The organism is Tessaracoccus luoxuelianae (assembly GCF_055326245.1).
Genome location: NZ_JBUZNO010000001.1, coordinates 468,978 through 488,991, shown reverse-complemented (window position 1 = coordinate 488,991; position 20,014 = coordinate 468,978). Strand labels below are relative to the sequence as shown.

Annotated in this window: 18 protein-coding genes and 1 riboswitch; of the genes, 6 read left to right on the top strand and 12 right to left on the bottom strand. The window is 70.7% G+C overall.

Features of this window, described 5'->3' with window-relative positions; all coding sequences use genetic code 11:
- The first annotated feature begins 44 nt into the window (after positions 1-44).
- Positions 45-177, top strand: a riboswitch (FMN riboswitch).
- Positions 178-262: 85 nt separating this feature from the next.
- Entirely contained in the window at positions 263-1,102 is an 840-nt protein-coding gene (locus ACZK39_RS02185) for an ABC transporter permease (RefSeq protein ID WP_463612393.1), read from the top strand.
- A complete protein-coding gene (locus tag ACZK39_RS02180) occupies positions 1,099-2,121 on the top strand; it encodes an ABC transporter substrate-binding protein (RefSeq protein ID WP_463612392.1) in 1,023 nt (340 codons plus the stop codon). Before ACZK39_RS02185 ends, ACZK39_RS02180 begins: the two co-directional genes overlap by 4 nt.
- Positions 2,122-2,650: 529 nt before the next feature.
- Here the strand turns inward: ACZK39_RS02180 and ACZK39_RS02175 are convergent.
- The 6 genes from ACZK39_RS02175 to ACZK39_RS02150 form a co-directional block, all read right to left on the bottom strand.
- Positions 2,651-3,616, bottom strand: coding sequence for an MDR family oxidoreductase (locus ACZK39_RS02175; protein ID WP_463612391.1), 966 nt, complete (start codon positions 3,614-3,616; stop codon positions 2,651-2,653).
- A gap of 33 nt (positions 3,617-3,649) precedes the next feature.
- A complete protein-coding gene (locus ACZK39_RS02170) occupies positions 3,650-5,794 on the bottom strand; it encodes an MMPL family transporter (RefSeq protein WP_463612390.1) in 2,145 nt (714 codons plus the stop codon).
- A gap of 144 nt (positions 5,795-5,938) precedes the next feature.
- Complete coding sequence (gene glnA / locus ACZK39_RS02165; protein ID WP_182782435.1) at positions 5,939-7,360, bottom strand: type I glutamate--ammonia ligase; 1,422 nt, start codon at positions 7,358-7,360, stop codon at positions 5,939-5,941.
- Positions 7,361-7,477: 117 nt separating this feature from the next.
- A complete protein-coding gene (locus ACZK39_RS02160) occupies positions 7,478-8,260 on the bottom strand; it encodes an ABC transporter permease (protein WP_370586115.1) in 783 nt (260 codons plus the stop codon).
- Complete coding sequence (locus tag ACZK39_RS02155) at positions 8,257-8,976, bottom strand: ABC transporter ATP-binding protein (RefSeq protein WP_463612389.1); 720 nt, start codon at positions 8,974-8,976, stop codon at positions 8,257-8,259. The genes ACZK39_RS02160 and ACZK39_RS02155 overlap by 4 nt, the downstream gene beginning before the upstream one ends.
- A gap of 99 nt (positions 8,977-9,075) precedes the next feature.
- Positions 9,076-10,425: a dicarboxylate/amino acid:cation symporter gene (locus ACZK39_RS02150; RefSeq protein WP_182800103.1), complete on the bottom strand. Its 1,350-nt coding sequence runs from the start codon at positions 10,423-10,425 to the stop codon at positions 9,076-9,078.
- A 196-nt stretch (positions 10,426-10,621) separates the two neighbouring features.
- On the opposite strand from ACZK39_RS02150, the gene ACZK39_RS02145 reads away from it, so the two are divergent.
- Positions 10,622-11,044: an RDD family protein gene (locus ACZK39_RS02145; protein ID WP_182782438.1), complete on the top strand. Its 423-nt coding sequence runs from the start codon at positions 10,622-10,624 to the stop codon at positions 11,042-11,044.
- A gap of 9 nt (positions 11,045-11,053) precedes the next feature.
- Here ACZK39_RS02145 and ACZK39_RS02140 read toward each other — a convergent pair whose 3' ends face one another.
- The 4 genes from ACZK39_RS02140 to ACZK39_RS02125 are packed head-to-tail and all read right to left on the bottom strand — an operon-like array spanning position 11,054 to position 15,714.
- Entirely contained in the window at positions 11,054-12,196 is a 1,143-nt protein-coding gene (locus ACZK39_RS02140; protein WP_463612388.1) for an AAA family ATPase, read from the bottom strand.
- A 52-nt stretch (positions 12,197-12,248) separates the two neighbouring features.
- The gene (locus ACZK39_RS02135) at positions 12,249-14,006 is read right to left on the bottom strand and encodes an ABC-F family ATP-binding cassette domain-containing protein (protein ID WP_463612387.1); all 1,758 of its coding nucleotides are present in this window, start codon (positions 14,004-14,006) and stop codon (positions 12,249-12,251) included.
- 3 nt (positions 14,007-14,009) lie between these two features.
- Positions 14,010-14,765, bottom strand: coding sequence for a DUF4191 domain-containing protein (locus ACZK39_RS02130; protein ID WP_463612386.1), 756 nt, complete (start codon positions 14,763-14,765; stop codon positions 14,010-14,012).
- 13 nt (positions 14,766-14,778) lie between these two features.
- Entirely contained in the window at positions 14,779-15,714 is a 936-nt protein-coding gene (locus ACZK39_RS02125) for a lipoyl synthase (RefSeq protein ID WP_182782442.1), read from the bottom strand.
- Between the two features lie 58 nt (positions 15,715-15,772).
- Here ACZK39_RS02125 and ACZK39_RS02120 point away from each other — a divergent pair, with 58 nt between their 5' ends.
- Positions 15,773-16,705 (top strand): DMT family transporter, encoded by a 933-nt coding sequence (locus ACZK39_RS02120; protein WP_463612385.1) that lies wholly within the window; start codon positions 15,773-15,775, stop codon positions 16,703-16,705.
- On the opposite strand, the gene lipB is transcribed toward ACZK39_RS02120, so the two are convergent.
- Both lipB and ACZK39_RS02110 read right to left on the bottom strand, forming a co-directional pair.
- Positions 16,706-17,347, bottom strand: coding sequence for a lipoyl(octanoyl) transferase LipB (gene lipB / locus ACZK39_RS02115; protein WP_463612384.1), 642 nt, complete (start codon positions 17,345-17,347; stop codon positions 16,706-16,708).
- An 18-nt stretch (positions 17,348-17,365) separates the two neighbouring features.
- Positions 17,366-18,109 carry a DUF554 domain-containing protein gene (locus ACZK39_RS02110; RefSeq protein ID WP_182782445.1) on the bottom strand — a complete coding sequence of 248 codons (744 nt, stop codon included), beginning with the start codon at positions 18,107-18,109 and terminating at the stop codon, positions 17,366-17,368.
- A 141-nt stretch (positions 18,110-18,250) separates the two neighbouring features.
- On the opposite strand from ACZK39_RS02110, the gene ACZK39_RS02105 reads away from it, so the two are divergent.
- Both ACZK39_RS02105 and ACZK39_RS02100 read left to right on the top strand, forming a co-directional pair.
- Positions 18,251-18,973: a CPBP family intramembrane glutamic endopeptidase gene (locus ACZK39_RS02105; RefSeq protein WP_182800097.1), complete on the top strand. Its 723-nt coding sequence runs from the start codon at positions 18,251-18,253 to the stop codon at positions 18,971-18,973.
- A gap of 1 nt (position 18,974) precedes the next feature.
- On the top strand, positions 18,975-19,994 hold the full coding sequence (locus ACZK39_RS02100; RefSeq protein WP_459056430.1) for an NAD(P)H-binding protein: 1,020 nt from the start codon (positions 18,975-18,977) through the stop codon (positions 19,992-19,994).
- The last annotated feature ends 20 nt before the right edge of the window (positions 19,995-20,014 follow it).

The window sequence follows — 20,014 nt, the reverse complement described above, 5'->3', positions numbered from 1 at the left end:
GACCGGCGGCGGTGTGCCGGTTCTCCGGTGCTACCATCTGTGCAAACGTGTTCCGGGGTCGGTGTAAGTCCGAACCGGCGGTGATAGTCCGCGACCCCCGAGGCCCATCAGGGCCGAAGGGTTGACTCGGTGAAATTCCGAGACCGACAGTCAAAGTCTGGATGGGAGGAACACGCGTGCGCGACGGCGTGCGCACTTTCGTGCGCGCATTCAGCCGTCGTGCCTGCGCGTACCCCGGGACCTGAGACGAAGGACCGGGACGATGACCATCCAGGAGCGGCGACGGGCGCGCACCCTCGCGCATCTCGGCGTGTGGTCCGCCTACCCTGCCCGCACTCGGCCCGCGGCGGGGCGGCGGCGGACGACGCTCGCCTCCTTCGCGCTGGTGGGCCTGCTGTGGTGGGCTGTCACCGCCACGGGTCTCGTCGCCCCCGTCTACCTGCCCAACCCCGTCGACGTGGTGGCGCGGATGGTGACCCAGGCCACCACCGGCGTGGCCTGGCGCTACCTCGCCCCCACCCTGGGAGCCGCCCTGCTCGGCGCGTTCATGGCCATCGCCGTGGCGATCCCGCTCGGCGTGGTGATCACCCACTCGCGGCTCCTGGCCGCCGTCGTCGAGCCGTTCGTCGCCATCTCACAGACCATTCCGCTCGTGGCCATCGCGCCGCTGCTGGTGCTGTGGATCGGCTACGGCACCGTGCCCATCGCGGTGCTGTGCGCCATCATCGCGTTCTTCCCGATGATCACCACCACGGTGGTGGGACTCCGATCCCTCGACATGCGGGTGGTCGAGAACGCGCTGCTCGACGGCGCCAGCGCCTGGCAGCGGCTGATCCACGTCGAGGGACCGATGGCGGCCCCCGCCATCCTCGCCGGCGTCCGCGGCGGTGTGGTCCTCACCATGACCGGCGCCGTCGTCGGGGAACTCGTCATGGGCGGCGCCGGACTGGGCACGCTCCTCACCCTCACCAGGGAGGCGGCGGACACAGCGGGCCTGTTCGCCGTCGTCGCCTGGATCAGCCTCACCTCACTGACCCTGCACGGCCTCGTCCTCGTCGCTGAACGCGCCGCGGTCGCCAGACTCCAAGGAGAAACCACATGATCACCCGACGATCCCTCGTCCTCGGCGGCTTCGCCGTGGCCGGCGCAGCCGGCTTCGCCGCCTGCTCCTCCCAGCCCGAAGCCACCCCCACACCTACCGCAAGCGGCAGCATACTCGCCAACGGCACGCTCACCGTGGGCCTCACCTACATTCCCAACGTGCAGTTCAGCGCCTTCTACCTGGGTGTGGCGCAGGGCATCTTCGCCAAGCACGGGTTGGACGTGACGCTGCGTCACCACGGGCAGCAGGAGGACGTGTTCGGCGCCGTCCTGGCCCGCGAGGAGCACGTCGTGTTCGCCTCCGCCGACGAGGCGATGGTGGCGGCCGCGAACGGGCAGGACCTGCGCACGTTCGCCACCAGCTACCAGACCTACCCGCTTGAGGTGATGGGAGGCGCCGGGCTGGGGCTGTCGGCCGACGACGGGCTGACCGTGCTCGCCGGCCGCAGCCTCGGCATCCCCGGCCACTTCGGCTCCAGCTACTACGCTGCTCTGGCCGCCATGCACGAAGCCGGCCTCACCGAGGCCGACGTCAAGCTGATGGACATCGGCTACACGCAGCTCAGCGCGTTGGCCGCCCGCCAGGTGGACTTCATCATGGGATTCCGCAACAACGAACTGGTGCAGCTGCAGGCCCAGGGCGAGCCCGTCATCTCGATCCCGATCTCGGACCCGGCGTCGCCGCGGCTGGTGGGGCCGAGCCTGGTCACCGTCGGCACCGAGGTGCCCGACGACGTGCTCGCGGCGGTCGCGGCGGGGATGCGCGAGGCGCAGGAGGCGGTCATCGCGGACCCGGAGGCGGCGCTGGATGCCACCGCCGAGCAGGTGCCTGCCCTGGCGGACCCCGCCCAGAGGGAGTCGGCGGCCCGGGTGCTGGAGGCCACGACGGGGCTGTGGACCAGGGACGGGGAGGTGGACGTGTCGCTGGATGTCGCGGCGTTCGGCCGGATGGCGGAGTTCCTCGTCGAGGTGGGCGTGATCGAGCAGGCCCCGGCGAACCCTTACATCGACCTCGCCTGATTGTTCTCTTTCCACCTGCCTACGGTGCGCGGAGACGTGAGCCGCTGCCCGGGCAGCCCCTGGTGGTTGGCCCGCATCGGCACCTGCCTGTCGCGCTGGGGCCTGTCGCGCTGGGGCTGGGTGTTGAGGGCTGCCCGGGCAGCGTCTCCCGGCTCCGCGCCGGTCGCGATGTGGCGTTGTCACCTTCGGGCGTGTGCCGGCAGGGCGGCCCCGGTGCGGGTCTGCCTGGGCGGGACGCCAGTTCGGCGATGGTCGGGTTGGGCATCACTGCGCCGTGCCGCCCTGCCGTCACCCTCCCTTGTGGGGACGCATCGGCCGTGTCTCAATCGATCCCTGAGGAGGTCGGCGTCGCGGAGCGACCGTCGGCCGTCGCAATCGGTCCCTGAGGAGGTCGGCGTCGCGGAGCGACCGTCGGCCGTCTCGAAGGGTTGTGTGGTGACCTTTGAGCGAGACTGGGTTGTCAGGTTGCGATTCGACCCTTCGAGACGCCCACGCGCCTTCGGCGGGTCGACTCCTCAGGGAACGATGGTCAGAGCTCGACGAGGGTGCGGCCGTGGCGCCGCCCGGCGAGAAGGTCCTCGCCGGCCGCGATCACACCGTCGAGCCCGATCCGGGTGGTCATGGCGTCCAGCAGGTCCGTGTCGACCCCCCGCGACAGCACACGCCAGGCGTCGGCGCGGTCCTCCACGTCCGCCCACACAGAGTCGATCCCCGCCAACGTCACTCCGCGGAGGATGAACGGCAGCACGGTGGCCGGCAGCTCGGAGGAGCCCGCCAACCCGCAGGCCGCGACCACGCCGTGAGGCTGAGTCTGCGCGATGGCATTGGCCAGGATCTGGCCACCCACCGAGTCGATCACGCCCACGTAGGTGGCCTTCTGGAGCGGCCGCCCCGGCGTGGCGAGCTCGTCCCTGGCCACGATCGTGTCCGCGCCCAGCTCCCGGAGGTAGCCGCCGAACTCGTCGGGGCGCCCCGTCGACGCCGCGACATCGAAGCCGGCCGACGCCAGCAGCATCGTCGCGATCGACCCCACGCCCCCCGTCGCGCCCGTCACGAGCACCGGCCCGTCGGAGGGTGAGGCACCCTCCATCACCAGCCGCAGCACCGCCAGCGCCGCCGTGTAGCCGGCGGTGCCGAGGGCCGCGGCGCGCTCCGGGGTGAGGCCGTCCGGCACGCGGACCGCGAGCTCGGCGTCCGCCCTGGCCAAGGTGGCGTACCCTCCGTGCCTGGTCTCGGACAGGCCCGCGCCGTTGAGGATCAGCCACTCTCCCGGGGCCCAGCGGTCGTCGGGCGATTCGACGACGCGGCCCACCATGTCCACACCGGCGATCAGCGGCCGCTGGCGCACCACGCCAGGCCGCCCGGTGACGGCCAGGGCGTCCTTGTAGTTGAGGTCCGAATACACCACCTCGACGAGGACCCCCTCGTCGCCCAGCAGCTCCTCGATGCCCTCTTCCAGAGCCACGCCGTCGTCCCGCACCACGATTCCACGCATGGCCATCACCCTACTGGTCTGCGCGGACAGCGGTCAGTCGAGCTTGGCGTGCGCCGCCTGGTCCGCCTTCAGCTTCGCCGGCCACCAGACGGCGGGGCCGATGTCATAGGCAAGCGCCGGCACCAGCAGGGTCCGGACGAGGAAGGTGTCGATGAGGACGCCGAACGCGACGATGAACGCGAGCTGGATGAGGAACAGGATGGGCAGGACGGCGAGGGCGGCGAAGGTGGCGGCCAGCACAAGGCCCGCCGAGGTGATCACGCCACCGGTGACGGCCAGGCCCCGCTTGATGCCTTCGCGGGTACCGTGGATCATCGACTCCTCGCGGACCCTGGTCATGAGGAAGATGTTGTAGTCGATCCCCAGCGCCACCAGGAACACGAACCCGTACAGCGGCACCGACGGGTCGGCACCCGGCAGGTCCAGGACGTGGTTGAACACCAGCGCCGCGGTGCCCAGCGCGGTGCCGAAGGACAGCACCGTGGTGAGGATCAGCACCACCGGCGCCAGGATGCTGCGCAGCAGCAGGATGAGGATCAGCAGGATCACCACCAGCACCAGAGGGATGATGACGTTGCGGTCGCGGATGGAGGTGTCGCGGGTGTCGACGTTGGTGGCCGTCTCGCCGCCGATCTGGGCGGCGCCGTCGAGGTCCGTCCGGAGGGCGCGAACCGTGTCCGACGCGGCGTCGCTGTCGGCCGCGTCCGTCAGGGTGGCCAACAGCAGGACCTGACCGTCGCTGACGGACGGTGCCGGGGCCGGGGTTCCGGGCGGGCCCAGCGGCTGGATGCCGTCGGCGGTCACTGGCGCGGTGCCGGCGGGCGAGTCGGCGGCGATCACGGAGACCGAGTCCACGCCGTCGTTGGCCAGAAGCAGGTCGGTCACCTCCTGGAGCCGGGATTCGTCGGTCAGGACGCGGGCGGGGCTGCCCGAGCCGGCGGGGAAGTGCTCGGCGAGCGCAACCTGGCCGTCGCGGGCCTCGGAGGCTCCGAGCACGAACTCGCTCGGGGGGACGCCGTCGGCCTTGAGCGTGGGCACGAACGCGGCGCCGGCTGCCAGCGCGATCGCGCACGCGATCCACACGGTCCGGGGACGCCGCGACACCAGCCCTGCCGCCTTCGCGTAGATGCCCGTGGTCATCTGGGTGTCGTCGCCGCGGTTGGGGTCGAAGCGGGGGCGGCGTGGCCAGTAGGACGCGCGGCCCATGAGGAACAACATGCTCGGCAGAAGCGTGAGCGCACCCAGCATCGCGAACACGATGCCGATGGCCGCGACGGGGCCGAGCGAGCGGCTGGAGCCCAGATCGCTCAGCAGCAGGCACATGAGGCCGGCGATGACCGTGCCGCCGGAGGCCAGCACCGGCTCGATGACCCCCTTGAGCGCGGCCCGGGTGGCATCGGCCTTCGACGCGCGCCGCTTCAGCTCCTCGGCGTAGCGCGCGGTGTAGAGCAGCGAGTAGTCGGTGGCCGCGCCGATGACGAGGATGAACAGGATGCCCTGCGTCTGTCCGGTCAGGGTGACGATGCCCGCCTTGGCCAGCCACCAGTTGACCAGCAGCGCGACGGCGAGGGCGGAGATGCTCGTGAGCAGCACCGCGAACGGCAGGATGAGCGAGCGGTAGACCACCAGCAGGATCACCAGCACCACGGCAAGGGCGACGACCAGCAGCAGCCCATCGATGCCGCTGAAGGCCTCGGTGATGTCCGCGGTGAACCCCGCCGGGCCGGTGACATAGGGGGTGACGCCGTCGGGGAGCCCCTCGGCGAAGTCCTCGCGGAGGAGCGTGACGACCTCGGCGATCTCGCCGTCGGAGTCCACGCCGGCGAAGACCTGCGCGGCCTTGCCGTCCTCGGACGGGATGAGGGGGGAGACCTCCTCCACCCCCTCGACGTCGGCCAGCGCCGCGGCTCGCTCGCCCAGCTCGGTGAGCGTCTCTGGCGTCAGGGCCTCGTCGGAGGTGAACAGGACGATGGCGGGGATGGTGGAGCTGTCCACGAAGTCCAGGTAGCGCTCGCTGACGACCGTGGCCTCGGCGCTGGTGGGGAGGAACGTCGACTGGTCGTTGGTGGCCACCTCCTCGATGCGGCCGAAGTAGGGGCCGCCCACAGCGGCGCCGACGAGCCAGATCAGGATGAGGGCAACGGGGATCGCGATGCGCGCGAGACGGGTCTTGGACACGCGCTCAGCCTAGGGTGGCGTGGCGGGGGAGTGGAGTGTCGCGGGGTCGGCCGAACGGTTGATGTCGCGGGCGGCCGCCCCCGCAACGAGAATGGCCCCCGACCCTGCGGTGCAGGACGGGGGCCACTCTCAAGGGGCTACGGATCAGAGCGCGTAGTACAGCTCGAACTCGTGCGGGTGCGGGCGCATCGCGATGGCCTGGATCTCGGCTCGCTTGAGCTCGATCCACGTCTCGATCAGGTCCGGGGTGAACACGTCACCGGCGAGCAGGAACTCGTGATCAGCCTCGAGGGCGTCCAGCACCGCGCCGAGCGAGGCGGGCACCGTCGGAACCTGGGCGTGCTCGTCGGGGGGCAGCTCGTAGAGATCCTTGTCGATCGGGGCCATCGGCTCGATCCGGTTCTGGATGCCGTCGATGCCGGCCAGCAGCATGGCGGCGAATGCCAGGTACGGGTTCGAGGACGGGTCCGGGCAGCGGAACTCGATGCGCTTGGCCTTCGGGTTGGAGCCCGTGATCGGGATGCGGATGCAGGCCGAGCGGTTGCGCTGCGAGTAGACCAGGTTGACCGGGGCCTCGAAGCCGGGGACCAGGCGGTGGAACGAGTTCACCGACGGGTTGGTGAAGGCGAGCAGCGCGGGGGCGTGCTTGAGGAGGCCGCCGATGTAGTAGCGGGCCATGTCCGAGAGCCCGGCATAGCCGTTCTCGTCGTAGAACAGGGGCACGCCCTCGTTCCAGATGGACTGGTGGCAGTGCATGCCGGAGCCGTTGTCGCCGAAGATGGGCTTCGGCATGAACGTGGCCGTCTTGCCGGCGGCCCACGCGGTGTTCTTGACGAGGTACTTGAACTTCATCACGTCGTCGGCAGACTTCAGCAGCGTGTCGAAGCGCCAGTTGATCTCGGCCTGGCCGGCGGTGCCCACCTCGTGGTGCGCGCGCTCAACCTCGAGGCCTGCGGCCTCCATGTGGCGGACGATGTCGTCGCGGAGGTCGCCGAAGTGGTCGACGGGCGCCACGGGGAAGTAGCCGCCCTTGTACTTGACCTTGTAGCCGCGGTTGCCGCCGTCCTCGAGGCGCCCGGTGTTCCAGGCGCCGGCCTCGGAGTCGATGTGGTAGTACGACGAGTTGGCCGTGGTCTCGAAGCGGATGTCGTCGAACACGTAGAACTCGGCCTCGGGCGCGAAGAAGGCGGTGTCACCGATGCCGGTGGAGGCCAGGTACGCCTGCGCCTTCCGCGCGATGTTGCGCGGGTCGCGGGAGTAGGGCTCCTTCGTCAGCGGGTCGTGGACGAAGAAGTTGACGTTGAGGGTCTTCGACTTGCGGAAGGGATCCACGTAGGCGGTGGTGGGGTCCGGCAGCAGCGACATGTCCGATTCGTGGATCTTCTGGAAGCCCGTGATGGACGAGCCGTCGAAGTTGAGTCCCTCCTCGAACACCTCAGGGCCGAACGAGCCGGCAGGAACGGTGAAGTGCTGCATGACCCCGGGAATGTCGCAGAAGCGGACGTCGATGGTCTCGATGCCTTCTTCCTTGACGTAAGCCAGCAGGTCGTCTGCGCCTTGGAACATGGGCGGATCTTTCCTCACGTGTCGGGATGTCTTGAATGAGACCATACGGGGAAAAACTTGTCCGTCAGTTGCCGATGAGTAACAGCGCTGTTACAGCTTTTCCGGAACTGAGGGCCGTCAGCGGGTCTGGCGGGGCATCGACGCCGCGGCGATCACCAGCATCCCGATCACCAGAGCGGCCAGCAGCGCGATGCCCACCCACGTGCTGGAGGCCACCTCGGCGTTGCCGGTCACATCGAGGACCGCCTCGGCGGCCCACGTCATGGGCAGGACGCGCGCGACCGCCGCCAGCGCGTCGGGCATCAGATCGACGGGGGCGAAGAGCCCGGACAGGAAGATCTGGGGCCCGATGAACATCGGCATGAACTGCACCGCCTGAAACTCGGTGCGGGCGTAGGCGCTGGCCAGCAGCCCGAAGGACACCCCGACGAGGGCGTCGAGCAGGGTGATCACCAGCAGCACCCAGAGGGGACCCTCGATGTCCACGCCGAACACGCCCAGCACGAACGTGGCCAGCAGCGAGGCCTGGGCCACGCCGAGCACGCCGAACACCAGCCCGTAGGAGGCCAGCAGATTCCAGCGGCTCAGCGGCGTCGTGAGCAGCCGCTCCAGGGTTCCGGTGGTGCGCTCGCGCAGCATGGCGATGGAGGTGACCAGGAACATCAGCATCATCGGCAGCACGGCCAGCATCGTCGGCCCGATCGTGTCGAACGCCGTCGGCGCCCCGGGCGGGGTGGGGAGATCGATCATCACGTAGTAGAGCAGCGAGATGAACACGATGGGCAGCACCATCACCAGGCCGATGGTGCGCGGGTCCGCGTGCAGTTGGGCCAGGATCCGGGCGACGGTGGCCAACGGTGCCACGCGGCTGCGCGGGGCGGCGTGCCGCGGGCCGTTCACGCCGCGACCTCGCGCCGGACCAGGGCCAGGAACGCGGCCTCGGGGGTCGCGGCGCCGCTGGCGGCCATCAGTTCGTCCATGTGCCCGCTGGCGAGGAAGTGGCCCTCGCGCATGAGCAGGACCGAGTCGCAGCGGGTGGCCTCGTCCATGACGTGGCTGGACACCAGCAGGGTTGTCCCGGAGGAGGCGAGCATCCGGAAGTGCTCCCACAGCGATTCCCGGGTCAGCGGGTCGAGGCCGACGGTGGGCTCGTCCAGGATCAGCACCTCAGGCTTCCCGACGAGGGCGCAGGCCAGGGACGCGCGGCTGGCCTCGCCCCCGGAGAGGGTCTCGACGCGCCTGGCGGCCAGGTGTGACAGCTCCACGTAGGCGATCGCGTCGTCGGCGGCCTCGTCGGGGGCGCCGTGGAGGCGGGCGAAGAGGAGGACGTTGGCGCGCACGGAGATGTCGCGGTAGATGCTCAGCGACTGGCTGGTGTACGAGACGCGACGGCGCAGCTGCGGGTCACCGGCAGGCAGCCCCAACAGGTTCAGCGTGCCGGAGGTGATCTTCTGGACGCCCACCATGGCGCGCATCAAGGTGGTCTTCCCGCAGCCGGAGGGACCGAAGAGGCCGGTGACCGAGCCGGGGGCAAGGGTCAGGTCCAGCCCGTGCAGGATCTCGTCCCTGGCGCGATGGACGACGAGGCCGCGGGCCTCCGCGGCGGGATGTGCCATGGCCCGGAATCTACTCCCGCGCCGGCGGCCGCGGCGTCCGGGGCGGAACGACGCGCCGACGCCCCGCCCCTGGGTGGAGGACGGGGCGCGAGGTGCGGGTCAGGCGCTGAACTGGGGTTCGGCGTCGTAGGTCGCCTGATCGAGGATGCCCTCGCGCTTGCCGACGACTGCGGCCACCAGCGCCTGGCCGGTGACGTTGAGCGCCGTTCGGCCCATGTCGACGATGGGCTCCACTGCCAGCAGGAGGCCGACCCCGGCCAGCGGCAGGCCCAGGGTGGACAGCGTCAGTGTGAGCATCACCGTCGCGCCCGTGGTGCCGGCCGTGGCCGACGACCCAAGCACCGCGACGAACGCGATCAGCAGGTAGTGGGTGACGCCCAGGTCGATGCCGTAGAACTGGGCCACGAAGATCGAGGCCAGCGCAGGGAAGACCGCGGCGCAGCCGTCCATCTTGGTGGTTGCGCCCAGCGGCACCGCGAAGCTCGCGTACTGGCGCGCGACGCCCAGGTTCCTCTCCACCACCTGCTCGGTGACCGGCATGGTGCCCATCGACGAACGGGTCACGAAGCCCAGGGAGATCGCGGGCCAGACGTTGCGGTAGAACTGGCGCACGCTCAGGCCGTGAGCCTTGAGGATGGCGGGGTAGACCACCGCCCACACGATGATGAGCCCGATGTAGAGCGCCACCACGAACGAGCCGAGCGAGGCGAGAGAGGTCCAGCCGTAGGTGGCGACAGCCTTGCCGATCAGCGCCGCGGTGCCGATGGGCGCCAACCGAATGATCCACCAGAGGACCTTCTGGATGACCGAGAGGGCGGATTCCATGAACCCGACCAGCGGGGCGGCCTTGTCGCCCACCTTCAGCGCGGCGACGCCGAACAGGATGGAGATCAGGAGGACCTGGAGGACCGAGAAGTTGGCGGCTGCGGTGAAGCCCGCCTCGGGGTCGCCGGAGATGCGGACGCCGAGGCCGAGGAAGTTGTTGGGGATCAGCCCGAGGAGGAACGCCGACCATGAGCCCACGCGGCTCGGCTCGGCGGCCGCCTCCCCGTTGACGCCGGCGGTCAGCCAGGGCGCGGAGAGGAGCCCCACCGCGATGCCGACAACCACGCTGGCGAAAGCCGTGATGGCGAACCAGACGAGCGTCTGGACGGCCAGCCGTGCGGCGTTGGCCACCTCACGGAGTCGGGAGATGGAGGAGATGACGGCGGTCACGACGAGCGGGACCACCAGGAGCGTGAGCAGGCTGACGTAGGCGTTGCCCACCTCGGAGAGGAGCGTGGCCAGCCAGTTGCGTTCCTCGCCGTCGGGGCCGATGGCCACGGCGATCAGGCCGAGAACCAGGCCGACGATGAGGCCGACGACGATCTGGAAGCCGAGGTTGGTGTAGAAGGGTTTGCGTGGCTGCGGCGTCGCCTCGAGGGCGCGCTCAGACGTGGCTGTTGACATGAAGGGAATTCCTTTGCTGGGGGTGTGGCGGGTTGGCGCTGCGCGTTCAGCGACAGCTGCCGACCTGGACGCGGCAGAGGTCCACCCACAGGCGGACGACGAGCAAAGGCATGGGCTCACCCTCCCACGCCCACCGGGTGGGGACCAACCTCGTTCGCCGAGGGCAGACCCGGCGGTCGCTGCTAGGCTGCCGCCCGTGACGACGACCCCCGCTGAGTACCCCGGCTCAACCCTCGGGCTTCCGGAGTCCGGCGCAGGGTCGCTGGCGTCGTGGCGGGCGCGGGTGGCGGCCATGATCGGGGACTGGGCGGCGAGCATGATCGTGGCGATCGGCCTCTTCGGGATGGATGTGATGACCGGCTACCAGGGGGAGTCGTTCCTGATCCTGGCCGTCTACTTCGTGGAGGCCAGCGTGCTGACCGCCCTGGCCGGCGGATCGTTCGGGCAGCTGATCGCGCGGATCGGGATCACGCGCCTGGACGGGCAGCCGCTCGGGTGGTGGCGCCCGGTGGCGCGGACCGCGATGAAGTGCATGGTGGTGCCTGCGATCGTGGTGGGGGCCGAGCGCCGGGCGCTCACGGACCTGCTGCTGGGCACCGTGGTGGTCAACCGCCGCTGATCCGCGGGTTCACCGTCGGCCCCACTCCCACGTCGGACGGCTGAGCAGTCCCTGGCCTTCGACCATCGTCTCCCCGAGATCCTTGCCGAGCTCCACCACCTCGAGGTGCTCAGCGGGGACGGCCTCGGTGAGCTGCTCCAACAGCGGCCGGGAGTGCGTCACCACCACGAGCTGCGCGTCGACGGCGGCGCGGGCGATCAGCCGGGCCAGGGGAGAGATCAGGCTGGGGTGGAGGCTGTTCTCCGGCTCGTTGATGGCCATCAGTGGCGGCCGGCTGGGTGCCAGGAGCGCCGCGAGCCACATCAGGTAGCGCAGGGTGCCGTCGGAGAGTTCGGCGCCCCGGAGGGGGCGCAGCATTCCGGGCTGCTGGAGGGTGAGGTCGAACACGCCGTCGCGCACCTCGATCCCCGCCCTGCTGCCGGGGAACGCGTCCTCGACCGACTCGTGCAGGGGCTCCTTCCCCCGCTCGATGATGGTCTGAAGCGCCGCGGCCACGTCCGAGCCGTCGGAGGCCAGCGCCCAGGTGCGGGTGCCGACGCGGGGCTGCCTGGCCGGGGCGTCGGCGTCGGTGCGGAGAGCGTCGTAGAAGCGCCAGGCGGCGAGGTCGTCGCGGAGTGGGCGCAACTCGGGCACGTCCGCCAGCATCGACGCGTGGGCGGGGAGGTGGAAGGGCAACTCGATCCACGGGCCGTCGTCGCGGATCATGACCCCGGCCCGAAGGCGCTTGGCCACCATGGTGCCGGGCCGCATGATGGGCCCGGCCCAGGCGGCTTCGCGCTTGATCTCGGGGTCGCGGTCGAAGGCCGACCGGCCGGGGACGGGCAGCCCGAGGTCGATGAGGTAGGACAGCGCATCGGAGCCGATGCCGAGCCGCAGCGACACCGGCCCTGCGCGCCTGGTCCCCTCGACGGCGTGGCCCCGGCGCGCCCCCGCCAACGATTCGGGGCCCGCCCACAGCGCTGAGCTGAGGCCGCCTTCGCGGGCGAGCGAGCCGACGGCGTCCCCGAGTGCACAGCCGGCGAGCAGCCGGAGCGCGCGGTAGAGGCTTGACTTGCCGGAGCCGTTGGCGCCGGTGACGACGGTGACGCGCCCCAGGGGGACGATGACGTCGCGCAGCGACCGGTATCCGGCGACGGCGAGGGTGCGATACATGCCCGCCACCCTAGGCGGCTCCCCCGACGCTTTTCAGGGCCGGACGGGTGGGTCAGTCGGCCGTCTCGAGCCAGGCTTCCTCGAGGCGCTCGTGCCGGGCCTCCGCGTCGCGCAGTTCGGCGTCCAGGGCCGCCAACCGCGAGAAGTCCGTCCCGGCCTTGGCCATGTCCGCGTGCAGCCGTTCGATCAACGCCGCAGCCTTCTCCAACTGTCCCTCGATCCGGGCCAGGTCCTTCTTCTTCTGGCGCTCCGCCGCAGCGTCCGACGGCGACCCGGGCGTAGCCTGTCCGGCCGTCGGGGCGGGGGCCTTGGCCCTCGCGCGACGCTCCAGGTACTCCTCGACCCCACCCGGCAGCAGCGCGCACGATCCGTCGCCCAGCAGGGCGTAGGTGTAGTCGGTGATCCGCTCGAGGAAGTAGCGGTCGTGGCTGACCACGATCAGGGTGCCGGGCCAACTGTCGAGGTAGTCCTCGATGATGGTGAGGGTGTCGATGTCCAGGTCGTTGGTGGGCTCGTCGAGGATCATCACGTTGGGCTCGGTGAGAAGGAGACGGAGGAACTGCAGCCTGCGGCGCTCGCCACCGCTGAGGTCCCCGATCCGTGCCACCAGCTTGTCCCCGGTGAACCCGAACTCCTCCAGCAGCGACGACGCGGTGGCCTCGCGCCCGGTGGCGAGCTTCGTCTCCTCCTTGAGGCGCTTGACCGAATCGAGCACCCGGTCCGCGTCGTCCAGCTCACCGACCGTCTGCGACAGGAAGCCCAACCGCAGCGTCTTACCGCGCTTGACCTTGCCGCTGTCCGGCTCCCGGAACCCGGCGAGCAGATCCAGGAGCGTGGTCTTCCCCGCGCCGTTGACGCCCACCAGCCCGATCCGGTCTCCCGGCCCGATCGACCACGTGAGCTTGTCCAGCAGTGTCTGGTCCGGGATGGCGTAGGTGACGTTGATGAGGTCGAACACGTCCTTGCCCAGGCGCGTCACGGCGAATTGTTGCAGCGCAAGCTTGTCGCGCGGCTCGGGCTCGTCCGCGATGAGCACGTTGGCGGCCTCGATGCGGAACTTGGGCTTCGACGTCCGGGCCGGGGCACCGCGACGCAGCCAGGCGAGCTCCTTGCGGGCGAGGTTCTTGCGCCGCGACTCGTTGGCGGCCGACTGCCGCTGCCGCTCAACCCTCGCCAGCACGTAGGCCGCGTAGCCGCCGTCGTAGCCGTCGACCACGCCGTCGTGGACCTCCCAGATGCGCGTGCAGACCGCGTCCAGGAACCACCTGTCGTGGCTGACCACCAGCATGGACAGCCCGGACCTGGTGCGGGCCTGCAGGTGCGTGGCGAGGAACGCGATTGCCTCGACGTCGAGGTGGTTGGTGGGCTCGTCGAGCACGATGAGGTCGTGGTGGCCCAGCAGCACGGCCACCAGCCCCACCCGACGGCGCTCGCCGCCGGACAATGTGTCCAGCCGGCGGTCCAGCTCCATGTCCGCCAGCAGTGCCTCGACGACGGCGCGCTTCTCCGCGTTCGCCGCCCACACGTGATCCGGCTCCCCGTCGAGGATCCAGTCCCGCAGCGTCTGCGAGTCCTGCCCGACGGTGGCCTGGGTCAGCACACCGATGGAGGCGTTGCCGGTGACGGTGACACGCCCGGAGTCCGGCTCCAGGTCTCCGGTGAGGATGCGCAGCAGGGTGGTCTTGCCGTCGCCGTTGCGGCCCACCACGCCGATCACCTCACCGGCGCCGACGCCGAGCGAGACGGAGTCCAGCAGGATGCGCGTCCCGAAGCCGTGGGTGACGGATTCGAGGTTGACCAGGTTCGCCACGCGTCAGCGGCCGCGCATGGCGGACCGGGCGCCCTTCGTCTGGATGGGGCCCTTCGGGATGGGGGCCTTGGGGCGCATGGCGTCCAGAGCGCGGAGGCGCTGGTTGACCTCGGTGATCTTGGCGGGCGACAGCTTCTTGGGCAGCTTCTTGATCTGATCGGCGAGCTTGTCCAGCGGCACCTGGCCCGTGCCCTTGCCCATCTGGATGATGGTGACGTCCACGCCGTAGGCCACCTGCTCGTGCTTCTTCTTCTCGCTGGCCAGCAGCGGCTTCAGCCTGCCGGGCTCGCCCTCGCCGATGAGCACCAGCCCCCCGGGACCGAGCGTGCGGTGCACGGCGTCGAGGCTCCGGGTCGCGGTGATGACGGGGGTGGAGATCCACTGCTTGGGCAGCATCTGCAGCGCCACTTCCGCGGAGCCGGCCTGGCCCTCGAAGCGACGGTAGACGGCCTTGCGGGCCCGCCACGTGAACACCGACAACGCGCCGAGTACGCCCGCCGAGATTCCGACGAGGCCCCAGATGAGGGGAGCGTCGAGGACGAAGCCCAGGATCAGCAGCGCCGCGAACGGGACCAGGAACCCGACGAGCATGAGCCACGGCAGCACCGTGTCGAACTTGACCGTGACCTTGTAGGTCTCGCGGAGCTGCTTCCACCAGCCCCAGTCCTTGGGGTCTGTGGAGTTCTTCTTGGCCGCCTTGGCGGCCTTCAGTTCGGCCTTCTGCTTTTCAGCTAGCGCCTTGGCTCTCTCGCTGGCCATCTGTGTCTCCGTCTCAGCCGATTGTGATGCGCGCGTCCATCGCGGTCCGGTACAGGCGGCCCGCCCTGTACGAGGAGCGGACCAGAGGACCAGACAGCACGCCAGAATATCCGATCCCGCGCGCCTCCTCCGCCAGGTCCTCGAACTCCTCCGGCGTGACCCAGCGGTCGATCGGGTGGAGCGTGGCGTTGGGGCGCAGATATTGGGTGATGGTGATCAGTTCGGCGCCCGCGTCGTGCAGGTCCTGAAGCGCCTGACTGATCTCCTCGCGGGTCTCTCCCATACCCAGGATGAGGTTGGACTTGGTGACCAGGCCGGCCTCCCGCGACATGGTCAGCACCCGGAGCGAGCGGTCGTAGCGGAAGCCGGGCCGGATGCGCTTGAAGATGCGCGGCACCGTCTCGACGTTGTGTGCGAACACCTCGGGGCGGGCGTCGAACAGCTGCCCGAGCAGCTCGGCGCGCCCGGAGAAGTCCGGCGCCAGCATCTCGACGCCGACCCCGGGGTTGAGCGCGTGGATCTGGCGGATGGTCTCCGCGTACAGCCAGGCCCCCTCGTCGGGGAGGTCGTCGCGGCACACCCCGGTGACGGTGGCGTAGCGAAGGCCCATCTTCTTCACCGACGCGGCCACCCGCAGGGGCTCCGACGGGTCGTAGCTCTCGGGCTTGGCGGACTCGATCTGGCAGAAGTCGCAGCGGCGGGTGCACTGATCCCCGCCGATGAGGAACGTGGATTCGCGATCCTCCCAACATTCGTAGATGTTGGGGCAGCCGGCCTCCTGGCACACGGTGTGGAGGTCCCCGTCGCGCACGATCTTCTGCAGGTCCGTGTAGTTGGGGCCCATCTTCGCGGTGGTGCGGATCCAACTCGGCTTGCGCTCAATCGGGGTCTCGGCGTTTCTCGACTCCACGCGGAGGAGTCGACGTCCATCGGGCTGCACTGCGGTCACCCGCACAGCCTACCCGCTGCCGCCGGGAGGGCCCCGGCCGTGGCGCTAGCCTGAGCGGGTGCTCACGCGCCCCGCCACTTCGACCCGCCCGGTGACCGCCGGTGTCGCGGCCCTGGTGGTCGCCGGCGTCGCCTGGGGCACCTCCGGCACGCTCGGCACCCTCCTGCGCGGCACCTCCGGGCTGGGATTCCTGGCCGTCGCCGGCTACCGGATCCTCGTCGGCGGGCTGCTGCTCATGCTCGCGGTGGCGCTGACCGGCCGCGTGCGGTGGCCGCGCCGTCGCTCCGGGTGGAGGCGGGTGGCGGCGATGGCCGCGTGCTCGGCGGTGTACCAGTTCGGCTTCTTCAGCGCGGTGGGGTTGCTGGGCGTGTCCATCGCCACGCTGGTCACCGTCGGCTCGGCGCCCGTGATGGTGCTGGTGGTGGACCTCGCGACGGGCCGGCAGCGGCTCACGCGGCCGCTGGCGCTGGCGTTGGGTTTCACCGCCGTCGGCCTGGCCCTGTTCATGGGTGCGCCGCCGCAGGGGGTGCAGGTGGCCGATGCGCTCTGGGGGGCGGGGCTGGCCCTGCTGGCCGGGGTGGCGTTCGCGGTCATCAGCCTGCTGGGCGCCCGTCCGGTGCCGGACTACCACGACGCCACCGGGTCGGCGCTGGCGTTCCTCCTCGGCGGACTGGTGGTGCTCGGCGTGGCCACCGCCGCCGGCCAGGGCGTCTGGTTCGCTCCGACGCCCGCGAGCGTTGCACTTGTGGTGGCTCTCGGCCTCATCCCCTCTGCCATCGCCTATCTCGCCTACCTGCGCGGGCTTCGCACTCAGAGCTCGACGACGGGGGTGATGGTGGCGCTGCTGGAGCCGCTCACCGGGGCCGCGCTGGCGTTCCTGGTGCTGGGGGAGCGCCTCAGCGCCGCCGGGCTCGTCGGCGCGGCGCTGCTGCTGGCGGCGGTGGTGCTGTCGTCGCGACGGGCGGCCGCGCCTCCGCACGCCGTCGAGTGATCAGCCGAGGATCGGATCCAGGGCCCGTGTCAGGGGGGTGCGCAGATCGTCGGCCACGCCCTTGACGCTCCACTGGCCGGGCAGCTCCTCGGCGATCGACGTCACCCCCGCGTCGGCGATGCCGCAGGCGATGATGTTGCTGAAACGCTCGGCCGAGCTCAGCACGTTGAGCGCAAAGCCGTGCATCGTGGTGCGCCTGGCCACGCGCACGCCGATGGCGCAGATCTTGCGCTCAGGCCGATCCCCGTCGGCGGGCAGCCACACCCCGGTGCGGCCCTCGACCCGGCCGCTGGTCAGCCCGTAGCCGGTGAGCAGTTCGATGACGGCCGCCTCCAGGGCGCGCACGTAGTCCACCACGCCGACGCCCTCCCGCAGCTGCACGATCGGGTAGCCGACGAGCTGGCCGGGGCCGTGATAGGTGATGAGCCCGCCGCGATCCACGTCGATGACCGGGGTGCCGTCCTGCGGGCGCTGCTCGGCGGTGGTGCGGCGGCCGGCGGTGTAGACGGGGGAGTGCTCGACGTAGAGGACCTGGCCGGGGGCGCCGCCCGCGACCGCGGCGTGCAGGGCGCGCTGCCGGTCCCAGGTCTCCTGGTAGTCGGCCAGGGACTCGCCCAGGCCGCGATCGTCGAACGTGAACATGGGCCCGATGCTAACCGCTCAGAACAGGGCGGCGGTGAGCGAGACCAGGGGCGGGGCCAGCAGCAGCGCGGGCAGCAGGTCGCCGACGGGGATCTGCTTGAGGTTGAGCAGCCGGAGCCCGAGCGCGAGCAGCACCACGCCGCCGGTGGCGGTCAGCGCGTCCACCTGCGCGGTGCTCAGCACGTCGCCGGCGAAGTAGCCGACGGCGGTCAGCGACCCCTGGATGAGCGCCACCGCCCCGGCCGAGGCGAGCACTCCCCAGCCCAGCGTAGAGGCGAACGCCATGGCCGCGAAGCCGTCGAGCACGGACTTGACGAGCAGCTGGTCCGCGCCGCGACCCAGCCCGTCGGACAGCGAGCCCAGGATGGCGAGGGGACCCACGCAGAACAGGAGCGTGGAGGTGACCATGGCGTCGACGAACCGCGCCGCGTCCCCGGAGGCGGTGAAGCGCCCCCGCAGCCAGGCGGCGCCCTGCTCGAGGCGGTCCTCGACCCGCAGCCAGGACCCCAGCAGAGCCCCGACGAGCAGCGACGCGAGCACGATCAGCATCGCCGCGCCGTCGACCTCGTGCCGCAGCGCCTCCGATCCCATGGCCACCACAGACAGTCCGCCGAGCACCAGGGTGACCAGGCCGAGCACGGAGGTGACGGTGTCCTTGGTCTTCTCGGGGATCCGGTTGCCCAGGGCTATCCCGAGGAGGGCGCCGACCACCACGGTGATGACGTTGACGACAGTCCCGACCCCGATGAACACGCCTGTCATCCAATCAGATCCGGCGTTCCCGCCCTACGCGGGGGTCGATCCGTGCCAGTCTGGGGGAGGGCTGTCCACCAGCCACGAACGAGTTGTTCAAACTTTGTGTAACGTTTAGGCTGTGGGCACCGGCGGGAGAAGGAGGGGACCGTGCGCCGATTCCTGCACGAACCGCGCGCCTTCCTGACCGCCGCCCTGGTCAATCCCGTCGAGCGGATCCGCACGGAGACGCCTGCCGTGCGCCGCCGTCGCCGGATCGTGGTGGGGGTCACGGTTGTCCTGGGCGCCGTCGCCCTGGGTCTGGCGCTCTCCATCGAACCCGGCGCGCCCGAGTTCTACGCCGCGACACTCGGCGTCGCGGCGCTCTGGATCCTCGGGGCGTTCGTCTCCGGCCCCCTCTACCTCGGGGAGGGGCGCACCCGCGACGGTGGCCGCAGCAGGGGCGCGCTGCAGGGCTTCCTGCTGGGGCTCATACTGCTCGCCGTCTTCCTCGCCGGCGCCCTCGTCGTCAACCGGATCCCCGTCCTCTCGGCCCCCGTCGAGGACCTGCTGGACTACGCCCGCTACGGGTCGCTGTGGCTCGTGGCGCTCGTCACGGCCGTCAACGGGGTGGCCGAGGAGTTGTTCTTCCGGGGCGCCGTCTACGCGTCGCTGGACCGACGGTTCAACGCCGTCGGCTCCACCGCCCTGTATGCCGCGTCCACGCTGTTCACGGGGGTCCCGCTGCTCACCTTCGCCGCGGTCTGCCTCGGCCTGCTCACCGCCGCCCAACGCAGGGTCACAGGCGGGGTCCTCGGGCCGATCGCCTCCCACCTGACCTGGTCACTGGGCATGCTGATCCTGCTCCCACCGTTGTTGTCCCTTGGAGGCTGACATGTCCACCCGCACCGCACTCGTCACAGGCGCCACCGGCCACGTCGGCGCCCGGCTCGTCCCCGCGCTCCTGGACGCCGGGTGGCGGGTCCGGGTGCTGTCGCGCAACCCCGGGAAGCTCGCGCCCGCCTGGCGTGACCGGGTCGAGGTCACCGCCGGAGACGCCACCCGCACCTCCGACGTGCTCCGGGCGCTGGACGGGGTGGAGGTGGCCTACTACATGCTGCACTCGATGGACGGTCGCGGGGACTACCGCCGGCGTGACCGCGAGCTCGCCGAGACCTTCGCCGCCGCCGCACTGGCCTCCGGGGTGGAGCGGATCGTCTACCTCAGCGGACTGCACCCGGAGGGGAAGCTCTCGGAACACATGGCCTCCCGGGTGGAGGTGGGTGAGATCCTGCTCGGCTCAGGGGTGCCGACGGCGGTCCTCCAGGCCGGCGTGGTGCTGGGGGAGGGGTCGGCGTCCTTCGACATGCTGCGCCACCTCTCCGAGCGGCTTCCCGTGGCGGTGGGGCCCAAGTGGCTGCGCAACCGCATCCAGCCCATCGCCGTCGACGACGTCATCCACTACCTCGTCCGCGCCGCCGACCTCCAGCCAGACGTCAACCGCGCCATCGACGTCGGGATGGAGGAGGTGCTCACCTATGTGGAGATGATGCACCGCTACGCCACGGCCACCGGGCTGCAGCCGCCGTTCGTGGTCACGCTCCCCGTCCTCACGCCCCGCCTCGCCTCGCTGTGGGTGGGTCTGGTGACCCCCGTGGACTCCGCGATCGCCAGGCCGCTGGTGGGCAGCCTCATCCACGACGCCGTCAAGAGCGACGACGACGCCGCGGGCCTGCTCGGGGACCCCCCGGGTGGGCTGACCGGGTTCGACGACGCCGTCCGGAAGGCCACCGCGGAGGTGGATCCGGCGCGTCCCCGCCGCACCTACGCGCGCCTCGGGGTCGCATTGCTCGCTCTGGCCCTCGTGGTCGCTGCCGCGAGTAGCCTGATCCGACGTAGGAATGGAGGCCGTTGAATGCACGACCATTACAGGGC

Excerpts from the sequence above, each read along its gene's own strand:
- ACZK39_RS02185 (WP_463612393.1), top strand. The coding sequence starts at position 263 with ATGACCATCCAGGAGCGGCGACGGGCGCGCACCCTCGCGCATCTCGGC.
- ACZK39_RS02180 (WP_463612392.1), top strand. The coding sequence starts at position 1,099 with ATGATCACCCGACGATCCCTCGTCCTCGGCGGCTTCGCCGTGGCCGGC.
- ACZK39_RS02175 (WP_463612391.1), bottom strand. The coding sequence starts at position 3,616 with ATGCGTGGAATCGTGGTGCGGGACGACGGCGTGGCTCTGGAAGAGGGC.
- glnA (WP_182782435.1), bottom strand. The coding sequence starts at position 7,360 with ATGTTCCAAGGCGCAGACGACCTGCTGGCTTACGTCAAGGAAGAAGGC.
- ACZK39_RS02155 (WP_463612389.1), bottom strand. The coding sequence starts at position 8,976 with ATGGCACATCCCGCCGCGGAGGCCCGCGGCCTCGTCGTCCATCGCGCC.
- ACZK39_RS02150 (WP_182800103.1), bottom strand. The coding sequence starts at position 10,425 with ATGTCAACAGCCACGTCTGAGCGCGCCCTCGAGGCGACGCCGCAGCCA.
- ACZK39_RS02140 (WP_463612388.1), bottom strand. The coding sequence starts at position 12,196 with ATGTATCGCACCCTCGCCGTCGCCGGATACCGGTCGCTGCGCGACGTC.
- ACZK39_RS02130 (WP_463612386.1), bottom strand. The coding sequence starts at position 14,765 with ATGGCCAGCGAGAGAGCCAAGGCGCTAGCTGAAAAGCAGAAGGCCGAA.
- lipB (WP_463612384.1), bottom strand. The coding sequence starts at position 17,347 with ATGTTCACGTTCGACGATCGCGGCCTGGGCGAGTCCCTGGCCGACTAC.
- ACZK39_RS02110 (WP_182782445.1), bottom strand. The coding sequence starts at position 18,109 with ATGACAGGCGTGTTCATCGGGGTCGGGACTGTCGTCAACGTCATCACC.
- ACZK39_RS02100 (WP_459056430.1), top strand. The coding sequence starts at position 18,975 with ATGTCCACCCGCACCGCACTCGTCACAGGCGCCACCGGCCACGTCGGC.